The following is an 8,934-nucleotide window of genomic DNA, read 5'->3' on the forward strand; positions in this document are numbered from 1 at the left end:
ACGCTCCAAGGCGCTCGCCCCAAACTGGCCGACTTTTGCTCCGCCACAATGGCCGAATTTTACTCCGCCGTTGACAACCAGTCTTGCTCCCTCTGTTTAAATCCGTCCAACGTCTCTTGCAGTGCTAACGTCAAAAATCGGCTTGATAAGTGTACACTAACGCAGAAACTAAGTTTTACTGGACCCATCAAATACCTCAGCTGTCTTCACTGTCTTGGTTGATCCATTAAGTACTCGGCCATGGCTGCAAGATCTGCGGCACTGAGAAACTGGGTTCCATGTAAAACGACTTCTCCCATGGCGTTGCCAAAGGCATCTCCGGATGGAGTCAGACCGGTCTTCAATGCATAAGCCAAATTGTCCGCATCCCATCCTTGTTCTTTAAGCGAAGATGTATCGATCGCAGGCGCTTTACCTCCACCTGGGATCAAGTCTGAACCCGCGAACTTCTCAGTTTCTTCTTTACGCCCTCCAGCCAAGTTGCGAGGTGTGTGGCAAGCACTGCAGTGAGTCGCTCCTTCGACCAACCATTTGCCACGATTCCAACTATCGCCTTTGCCCTCCACAGGTTCCGTATCGGGGTCGTGCATAAATGCTGCGCGCCACAACTTTAGACCAGCACGCTGATTGAACGGGAACATCATACTTGGCGCGACAGAAGGTTCCGCCACCGGTGGCACAGTTTGGAATGCCGCCCAGAGATCCGCGATGTCCTGATCTGAGAAGTCCGCATAGAACGGATAGGTGAAAGCGGGATAATAGGGCTCTCCCTCCGGGGATATACCCTGCCTTACCGCGACTGCGAACTGGTCGATTGTCCAATCCCCGATCCCGTGAACAGGATCTGTCGTTAGATTTGGCGAATACAATGTGCCAAATGGCGTCTCCAGAGCTATACCACCTGCCAGAGGAGCGCCGCCCTCTGGGTTGGTATGGCAAGCGATGCAGCCGGATGCTCTCGCAAGATAGGCTCCATTCTGAACATTGCCGTCCAGAGTCGCCAGTGAAGGCGACGGAGTTCGGGAAATCGGCCAAGCAGCGAGCCCAAGAAAGCCGATCACCGCAAGGGCGGCAAACAAGCCAAGGCCAATAGATAAGCGCTTCATGTTAGTTGGACTCGGCGCGGAATTTTGTATGACACGCCGAACATGCTTGGCCGACTTTTGCAAAGACCGCGTCGGCTGGCATCTGCGCAAGCATCTCGATGTCTATCATGCTGCCCGCGCCCATCATGCTGCCGGTGCCCATCATGCCGCCGGTCCCCATCATATTAGTGCTAGCTCCGTCCGCAGAACCTGATGCCGCCAGGCCATTTTCGGCAGCTTGGCCGAGACCTTTGCCAAGGCTCTCCAGTTGCATGGCAAGAACTTCAAACTGCTCCCAGTCGGTCCACACATCGTCTTTCGCCTCGGAGGGCATGCCACCGCTCCCTTCGGGAAAAAGCTTTGTCATTGCTTCTCCGGCATGTTCCTCGATCGTGCGTGCATATTCTCGGATAGCTTCGGCATTGTATTCGACGTTACCGCGCATCATGGGTGTAATCGCCTTTGTCGCCTTGCTCATAGCCACCATGCCGTCCATGCGTTCCTTTACGATCCCTGTGGCACCGCCATGCGCCCATACGAGACTTGCGGCGGAAATCGCGGCTAGTGAGAGTAAAAGGGTGGTCTTTTTCATTTGTATATCTCCATGGGGATTGTTTGATGAGGGTGAGATGCAGCAACTTCGCGATGACGGAATCAAATCGACGTTCCGTTTACGCCACTGAGAAGTTTTTGTGCCTCGGTCACGGTCAGCATTGACCTCGCGGTAATACATGTGCCGTGACCTCCAGCGTTCCGTGCCTGAAGTTCAAGAAAACAGTTGGATGGTCGCCTGGGCTGAGATCTTGTTTGAGATCAGTCAATCGCGCGCCGATGTGGGAACTCGAGACATCAAGTATTTCTCCTTCATCCACGCCAAATCCATTCTGCGTGATCGTCGAACCCACGAGATCTTTGAAGTATAACTCACCACCCAAAGACACATCGGATGCGACACCATCTAGGAACACCATCTCGGCGGAAATGTTCTCGAACACCATCTCAATCTCAGCGTCGCCATCTTGAAGACCGCTGGCAACGCACAGTTTGCTCACGTAGATGCCGTGAAGACCTTCCAAGGACTGTTCGACGCCATCCGCGTGTGCAGGCAGAACAGCCACCGTCGACCAAATTAGTCCCATCACCAAAGCTAGCCGAGCAAAGCGCATCATGAAGCTCCTTCGATTTCAGAGAATTGTGGACGATTACTCCACTGCTTCACGCTCGGCCCATGGGTTAGACTTCCACATTTCATCAAGAAATTTTCATACTCTCTTGATCGAAGTCTGACATCGGACGAATTCTGGTAGTAGAGAATGAGTTCCCGGAAAGGACTGGAAAAATCTTTGAAGGCTGCAATTATTGCCACCAAGGCCCCTAGTGATAATCGGCCTTCAATGACAAGCCAACCTCCAATTGAGTAGAGTAGAAAGGGCGTCAATGACATTAGAAAATTGCTGATTGCTTTCTGCAAATACTTTGCGCGCTGCAAGTCGAGTCTTGTGTTTCTTAGCCGGTGAGCTGCTGAAAGTGTTCTGCGAGTTATGTTTCGGCCGGACACATCGCCGGTTTGCTCACCAAGAATGTCTCCAAATGCGCGAACAGCACGAATCCGGAGTCTCATCCGTTTGTTTACCCACCTTTGCAAAATGGGTATGATGAACAGCTGAACAGGGACGAGTGCCATCGCCGCTGCACCCAATATCGGATCTTGAATGAACATAAACAACAAGACCGTGATAAATGTACCGCCTTGGAAAACAGGTGTTGCCAGAACCTCTCCCGCAAACCCTCCGATGGGCTCTATTTCGCTCGTCGATAGTGGGATGACTTCGGTTCTGCGCTGTCCTTCCGGTGCACGGCGCCATGCCCGGTAAAGCACCAGACGAAGCCTCAAAAGTGTTCGCTCTCCGATCTGCCCCTTTTTGACATTTATGCAATATTTAATTGCTCCACTCGCAATCAGTGTAATAAGATATAGGCCTGACAAGATCCCGAGGTACTCTAGTTGCGTATACTGACCGCTAAGAATCTCGATGGGAAAATGATTTGATTCGATAGCACCATTGACAATGCGTTTCGGCAATTCGAGGGTCGCATATAGAATTGGCTGTGCCAACACACCAAGGAAGATCACGGTAACCTGTTCGTGCCAGCGCAATCCTATCAAATTGCGAACAAGCACAAACTCAGCGCGATCTTCATCGGAAAACAGACTGTTCCGAGCCGCTTTTTTGATAATCTGAGCTAAAAATACCAGGAAACCAAATAGAGCAACCAGTGGAGCAACGACTAGAATAAAGTGCAGCGCCATATGTAGCCAGTGAGGCGGGTTTTCACTGATGTGAAATCCCAATGTGTCTGCAATATGATGCGTCCAGCCGGAAAGACCGGAAAGTGTAAACGCGTCGATTTCCAGGGGCGCACTCATTGTATTTCCTCAAAAAGGCCAGCAGAGTAACGGCCCTGGAGTCTCAACATGACGTTTTCTACTTCATAATCTCTGTTACAATGTACTGGCCATTGACTTGCTCGACGACAAAATGGATCTGGGAGCCTTTGCGAAGGCCTTTCAGCATCGAAGGCTTGGCAACCGCGTAACCCATTTCCATCGCGGGCATGTTGATGTTTTTGAGCGGGCCGTGGTTGATCGTCACCACATTCGACTTGCGGTCCAAGTTCGTGACGGTGCCCATCGACATATCATGGTCGCCGCCAGCAAATGATGTTGTTGCAGTAACTGCCAAAGCGGCCGCGAGTGAGAGAATTTTCATGTTTTGTATGCTCCTTTGAGAGGCACAAGATCGATTGTTAGTGTCGAGGCTTTCTTAATTTCAAAACAGGCAATTTTTGGGTTTTGTTGTAAACCGCCGAGGGAACTCACTCTCGCTGCCAAGTCTGACCGAACGGCCGTTTTGACGATGACAGTAAGGGCGACCTCGTCATTTCTACCTTCAAAGTCCCATGACATACTCAGTTGTGAACGGTGACTGCCTATTCTTGATAAAGCTAAAAACCCCAACCAAATCAATACCACTGGGCCGGTTTGAAATGTATCAATTTGTAAGGTTTACATCGACGAGTACGACCGATAGCAGTTGGTCGGAACACTGGAGAAAGAGACCTATGCGGCTGGAATGGATGACCAAGATAATTTGCGTCTTGTCGCTCGCTCTTTTAGTATTGTCGCTCACTCCAACTCTGTCTGTTGCTGTTGAGAACTCGCCTCTAACGTTCCAGGAAATTTGCGCGGAAGATAACTCAGGGCATGCTGCGCTGGTTACTGATCAGCAAGAGCGTCATGACACTGCGTGCTTTGGCTCGATGGCGCACTGTTCGATTATTTCCACAACGCCACCGACGCCTTATGCGCTAGGTCTTGTGACAGCTTTTAATGCTCAGAAGCTTGTGGCGCAGAGCGCCGAGAGTCGCACACTGGAAGTGAAGTCGCCCCCTCCGCGTTCCTGAAATCCCTTGCGATCTGCAGGTTGCTTCGTGCGTGTAGTTAACTGCGAACAGCGCTTAGTCCCTGCATCTGCATGCTTTGAGGGCGGTTGCCGGTAGGCTTTTTCGCAACGCCGAAGAAACCGGTCGCCCGATCTCAGATCTTGCAATTTAACAGACTCTAACAATCTCACTTATAAGGAGAAGAAAATGCCGCTCTTTAGCGCAAAATTCCTTGCACGCTCAGACACTGCTTTGAGTACATCGGAACATATCTCTACAGGCCTTTCGCGGCGCGAGTTCGGTCTGGCGGCAGCTGCAGCTCTCGCAATGCCAACCGCTTTGCAAGCTCATCAAACGCCGAAAATTACTTCTAAGGGTACGTATGACATCACCGTTGACCGGGTGCGGATTGATACAGGCGATTTCCGCACGAAGGGTGTTGGCTACAACAATAGCCCGTTCCCGACCGTCCTCCGCTTCAAGGAGGGTGAAGAAGTCACGATCAACGTCAAAAACAATCTAAACGAAACTACCTCGATTCACTGGCATGGGTTGATCCTACCGTTTACTCAAGACGGCGTACCTGGGATCAGCTTCAACGGGATCCCCCCGGGAGAGACCTTCACCTATCGGTTTCCGATCACCCAGGCTGGCACCTATTGGTTCCACAGCCATTCCGGGTTCCAAGAACCGGACGGTGCGTACGGGGCCATTGTGATCGAGCCTCGCGGAGGTGAACGGGTGCGGGCAGATCGTGATTATGTCGTCCAGCTGGCCGACAAGCATCCGCACCCCGGCAACAGGATCATGCGCAACCTCAAGCGAATGCCTGACTACTACAATCGGTCGCAGCGCACGCTCCAAACACTCATAAAAGACTCGCGCGCTGACAGTCTGCAAGCAGCCCTGCAGGAACGCGGGATGTGGGGCAGAATGCGCATGATGCCGACCGATATCGAGGACGTTCAGGGGTTCACGGCGTTAATCAATGGCCAGAGCACGTCGCAGAACTGGACCGGCTTGTTCCGTGCGGGTGAGAAAGTTCGACTGCGTTTCATCAACGCGTCCGCGATGACCTATTTCGACATGCGGATTCCGGGGCTCAAAATGACCGTGGTCCAAGCGGACGGGAATGATGTTAAGCCGGTCGAGGTAGACGAACTCCGTATTGCTGTAGCCGAAACATACGATGTCATCGTGCAGCCGCGTGAGAACAAAGCTTACAGCATTATCGCGGAATCGGTGGGACGTACCGGCATGGTGCGGGGCACTCTTGCACCAAGAGAAGGTATGGCAGGCGCTGTGCCGACGATGCGGCCGAAACCGCTTCTCACCATGGCCGACATGGGCGGTATGATGGGTGGAATGGGCATGGAGGGTCATGTGATGCAGAACATGACCGGTATGAACCACGCCAACATGACCGACATGAAGAAAACTGATATGGACGGCATGGATCACTCCAACATGGAAGGTATGGATCACTCCAACATGGCCGGTATGAACGACTCCAACATGGCCGGTATGAACGACTCCAACATGGCCGGCATGGACCATTCCAACATGGCTGGAATGGATCACTCCAACATGGGCGGCATGTCGGGACCCAGCAGCGTCGACCCCACCTATGTCAATGGTAGTGGTTTGATACCCAAGGCCTACAATGGTGGGAAATTCCTGTCCTATGCCGATCTGACGGCCGCGCGGCCCAGATACAAGTACAGAAAACCATCGCGCACCATCGAATTGCGCCTTACCGGGAACATGGAGCGTTACATCTGGTCGATCAACGATGTGAAGTATAGTGACGCGGAGCCGATTGTCCTGAATTACGGAGAACGCGTGCGCATGCGATTCATCAACGAAACGATGATGGCGCACCCGATGCACTTGCACGGCATGTGGTCGCTCGTGGACATGGGCAAAGGGTCTCGGAACCCCATCAAACATACCGTCAATGTGAACCCCGCCATGACCGTGGACATGGATGTCGAGGTTGATGAACCCGGGCAGTGGGCGTTCCACTGTCACCTTTCATACCACGCCGATGCAGGCATGTTCCGCAAAGTCGTGGTGCGCGGCAGACCGGCATAAGTGCCTCGAATACGAAGGAAAAGATCAATGCAAAACATAAAGATAGCTAGCGCTGCAGGCATGATGCTTGCAGCCGCTTCGACGGCTCAAGCCGAACCGCTCATCTACGGGTTTCAGGCGGAGCAGTTCGAATATCGAGACGGTGACAACGGCGAAAACGTCTTTGTCTGGGATTTCGATTTCGTCGTTGGAACAGACGAGTTGAAGTTAGTTTGGCGGAGCGAAGCTGAAATCGTGGAAGGGTCTGGCGACTTCGAAGGCTTGGAAAACCAGCTGCGGCTACAGTTCCCGATTTCGACTTTCTTTGACGGCGTTGTCGGTGTCCAGGCAAGTACACCCGACGGATTACCGGATCGGTATAATGCGGTGCTAGGCCTTAAAGGTCTTGCTCCTGGTTTCCTAGAGGTTGATGCTGACTTCTTTTTGTCCGATCATTCGTTCTTTCGATTTGAGGCGGAGTATGAGGGTCTAATTACCAATCGACTCATCTTGACGCCTAGCATCGAAGTAACGGTTCCCCTTGAGGATGATCTTGCTTATGATCAAGCTTCGGGTGGTGCAACAATCGAAGCTGGGCTGCGGCTGAGCTATGATTTGATTGATCGTTCCTTCTCACCTTACATAGGGGTTAACTACGAAAAGTCCTTTGGTGGGACGGCTGATCTTATTCGTGCAAGCGGAGAAGAAAACGGCGTTACCTCTATTGTTTTTGGGACGCGTCTGATGTTTTAACGCGAAACCGCCCCTTCTGAACGGAAGGGGCGGTTCAATCCGACTGTATCAACCGTCGGTCGCAAGTTGATCTAGGAAACAATCTGCATCTGTGCTGGAAAAGGAAGACTCAGATTCTACGCGATATTGACCTTCTCGTATCAAACTTCCTCGATTTCAGGTGAGCCTGCTCTCGGACTGAGAAAACTGTCGATGAAAAGAGGATACTTCAGCGACGAACATATCACTAGCACGAAAGTACACTGAAACTGCCGTTCTGAACTGCGATACTAAGGTACGCCCGTGCAAAATGGTGATTTTGGTCCCGAAAATCGACTGTATCCTCCAGACATGGCAGCCTGCTCATATGCAAAACCTATTTTCAGCCAACATGCCTGGCTTGCGGTTTGTGATAAATGTCATGGCTTTTAGCTTGGTCGCTCTAGTACCGGTCTTGCTGATTTATGTCATGCGTACGCCTGGATTTTCCTCAGCGTTGATGGACGGTGGGCCGGCGCTGTCGCGATTTCTCAGACAGGTTTTGACAAACGGGCTACCAGTTATCTTTATCGTTAACTACGTCGGCTTCTTCCTGTTTGCGGTGTTGAATGAGAAAGGCACCAATAGCCGTGATCCGGCGATATTCATTTTCTTCGATGTCGTAATTCGCGTCGCTCTATTTCTCGTTCTCCACGCCTTTATTTACGTGCTTTCCGCCGGTTGGTTCGGCTCATTTGGAGGCAGTCGGGCGACGGCTCTTTCAGTGGTTGCGCCCACACTGGCGCGGTCCGCTTTGTTTGAAAACATATCCGGGGTTTACCTGTATGCCACTTTGGTTAGTGCACTGCCGCTCTATGTTACGGCAGCCGGAAAGTCCCCAATTCTGAGACCTTTCATTGGTTTGTTTCCAAAAAGTATCGGCGCGGTTTCGGTTGCTCTGCTCGCTTTTTTGTTAGCCGCTGTGTGTCTGACGGCTATTGCAGCCGTCATCCTGCGTCTTCAGAGCTAGATTGCCGTCGCGCTCTCATGTAAGCGGGATGCGCGCCAAGCTTTGACTAGAGCCAGGATCCAGAGCCCCGCCAGAACGAAACTCCAAAGCGCGTTCCAACTCGCCATAGACAAGCTGAGGAACTCCCAAGCGACTTCGTCGCACATGACCAAGGCTGATGGTGCGGATGATGCAGAGGGCAGAAGGTCCGCAGCTGACAAGTTTGACATGTCAATACCAGAGCCTGTGCAAGATGTCGGACCCTCCCACCAACCCCGTTCGACGCCGGTATGAAACATCCCGATGCTCGCTGTCACGAACGCAGCGACAGCGCCTGCCATCAGTAGCAGTAAGATGGGCAAACCAACCAAGAGAAGCACGCCAATAGCGATGGCAATCGCGTGAGGGTACCGCTGCCAAATGCACATCGCGCATGGTGCGTAGCCCGCTGCCTGAAACAAGAAGGCGGGAGTGGACAGAACATGGGGGTCGTCGTCGGTGATCTGGCCTGTGCTAAGGTAAGCTCTTTGTATGGGGGGCTGCCATGGACGTACGGATTACAATCGAAACTACCTTCGACAACGGGGAGAAGCGCACTCATCAGCTTGACGG

Annotated in this window: 9 protein-coding genes; 3 read left to right on the forward strand and 6 right to left on the reverse strand. The window is 52.2% G+C overall.

Annotated features, from left to right (window positions below):
• Positions 1–206: 206 nt before the first annotated feature.
• From PXK01_RS21535 to PXK01_RS21555, 5 genes are all read right to left on the reverse strand, one after another.
• A complete protein-coding gene (locus PXK01_RS21535) occupies positions 207–1,106 on the reverse strand; it encodes a c-type cytochrome (protein ID WP_046212312.1) in 900 nt (299 codons plus the stop codon).
• A gap of 1 nt (position 1,107) precedes the next feature.
• Positions 1,108–1,677, reverse strand: a complete 570-nt coding sequence (locus tag PXK01_RS21540) for a c-type cytochrome (RefSeq protein ID WP_046212313.1) — start codon at positions 1,675–1,677, stop codon at positions 1,108–1,110.
• A gap of 115 nt (positions 1,678–1,792) precedes the next feature.
• Entirely contained in the window at positions 1,793–2,251 is a 459-nt protein-coding gene (locus PXK01_RS21545; protein ID WP_102884547.1) for a hypothetical protein, read from the reverse strand.
• A complete protein-coding gene (locus tag PXK01_RS21550; RefSeq protein WP_046212315.1) occupies positions 2,251–3,513 on the reverse strand; it encodes an ABC transporter transmembrane domain-containing protein in 1,263 nt (420 codons plus the stop codon). Before PXK01_RS21550 ends, PXK01_RS21545 begins: the two co-directional genes overlap by 1 nt.
• A gap of 58 nt (positions 3,514–3,571) precedes the next feature.
• Positions 3,572–3,856 carry a copper-binding protein gene (locus tag PXK01_RS21555; protein WP_046212316.1) on the reverse strand — a complete coding sequence of 95 codons (285 nt, stop codon included), beginning with the start codon at positions 3,854–3,856 and terminating at the stop codon, positions 3,572–3,574.
• An 880-nt stretch (positions 3,857–4,736) separates the two neighbouring features.
• Between PXK01_RS21555 and PXK01_RS21560 the strand changes: the two genes are divergently transcribed.
• The 3 genes from PXK01_RS21560 to PXK01_RS21570 all read left to right on the forward strand — a co-directional run bounded on the left by PXK01_RS21560 (position 4,737) and on the right by PXK01_RS21570 (position 8,343).
• Entirely contained in the window at positions 4,737–6,623 is a 1,887-nt protein-coding gene (locus PXK01_RS21560) for a copper resistance system multicopper oxidase (RefSeq protein ID WP_081285564.1), read from the forward strand.
• Between the two features lie 27 nt (positions 6,624–6,650).
• Entirely contained in the window at positions 6,651–7,355 is a 705-nt protein-coding gene (locus PXK01_RS21565) for a copper resistance protein B (protein WP_050672443.1), read from the forward strand.
• Positions 7,356–7,644: 289 nt separating this feature from the next.
• Positions 7,645–8,343, forward strand: a complete 699-nt coding sequence (locus PXK01_RS21570; protein WP_243445046.1) for a hypothetical protein — start codon at positions 7,645–7,647, stop codon at positions 8,341–8,343.
• Here PXK01_RS21570 and PXK01_RS21575 read toward each other — a convergent pair.
• Positions 8,340–8,783: a disulfide bond formation protein B gene (locus tag PXK01_RS21575; protein ID WP_317963140.1), complete on the reverse strand. Its 444-nt coding sequence runs from the start codon at positions 8,781–8,783 to the stop codon at positions 8,340–8,342. The genes PXK01_RS21570 and PXK01_RS21575 overlap by 4 nt on opposite strands.
• Between the last annotated feature and the right edge of the window lie 151 nt (positions 8,784–8,934).

Origin of the sequence: Phaeobacter sp. PT47_59, from assembly GCF_028890025.1 — a bacterium.
Lineage (GTDB): Bacteria > Pseudomonadota > Alphaproteobacteria > Rhodobacterales > Rhodobacteraceae > Phycobacter.

Coding starts and splice junctions, on each gene's coding strand:
- PXK01_RS21565 (WP_050672443.1), top strand. CDS start 6,651: ATGCAAAACATAAAGATAGCTAGCGCTGCAGGCATGATGCTTGCAGCC.
- PXK01_RS21550 (WP_046212315.1), bottom strand. CDS start 3,513: ATGAGTGCGCCCCTGGAAATCGACGCGTTTACACTTTCCGGTCTTTCC.
- PXK01_RS21545 (WP_102884547.1), bottom strand. CDS start 2,251: ATGCGCTTTGCTCGGCTAGCTTTGGTGATGGGACTAATTTGGTCGACG.
- PXK01_RS21555 (WP_046212316.1), bottom strand. CDS start 3,856: ATGAAAATTCTCTCACTCGCGGCCGCTTTGGCAGTTACTGCAACAACA.
- PXK01_RS21560 (WP_081285564.1), top strand. CDS start 4,737: ATGCCGCTCTTTAGCGCAAAATTCCTTGCACGCTCAGACACTGCTTTG.
- PXK01_RS21540 (WP_046212313.1), bottom strand. CDS start 1,677: ATGAAAAAGACCACCCTTTTACTCTCACTAGCCGCGATTTCCGCCGCA.
- PXK01_RS21570 (WP_243445046.1), top strand. CDS start 7,645: ATGGTGATTTTGGTCCCGAAAATCGACTGTATCCTCCAGACATGGCAG.
- PXK01_RS21535 (WP_046212312.1), bottom strand. CDS start 1,106: ATGAAGCGCTTATCTATTGGCCTTGGCTTGTTTGCCGCCCTTGCGGTG.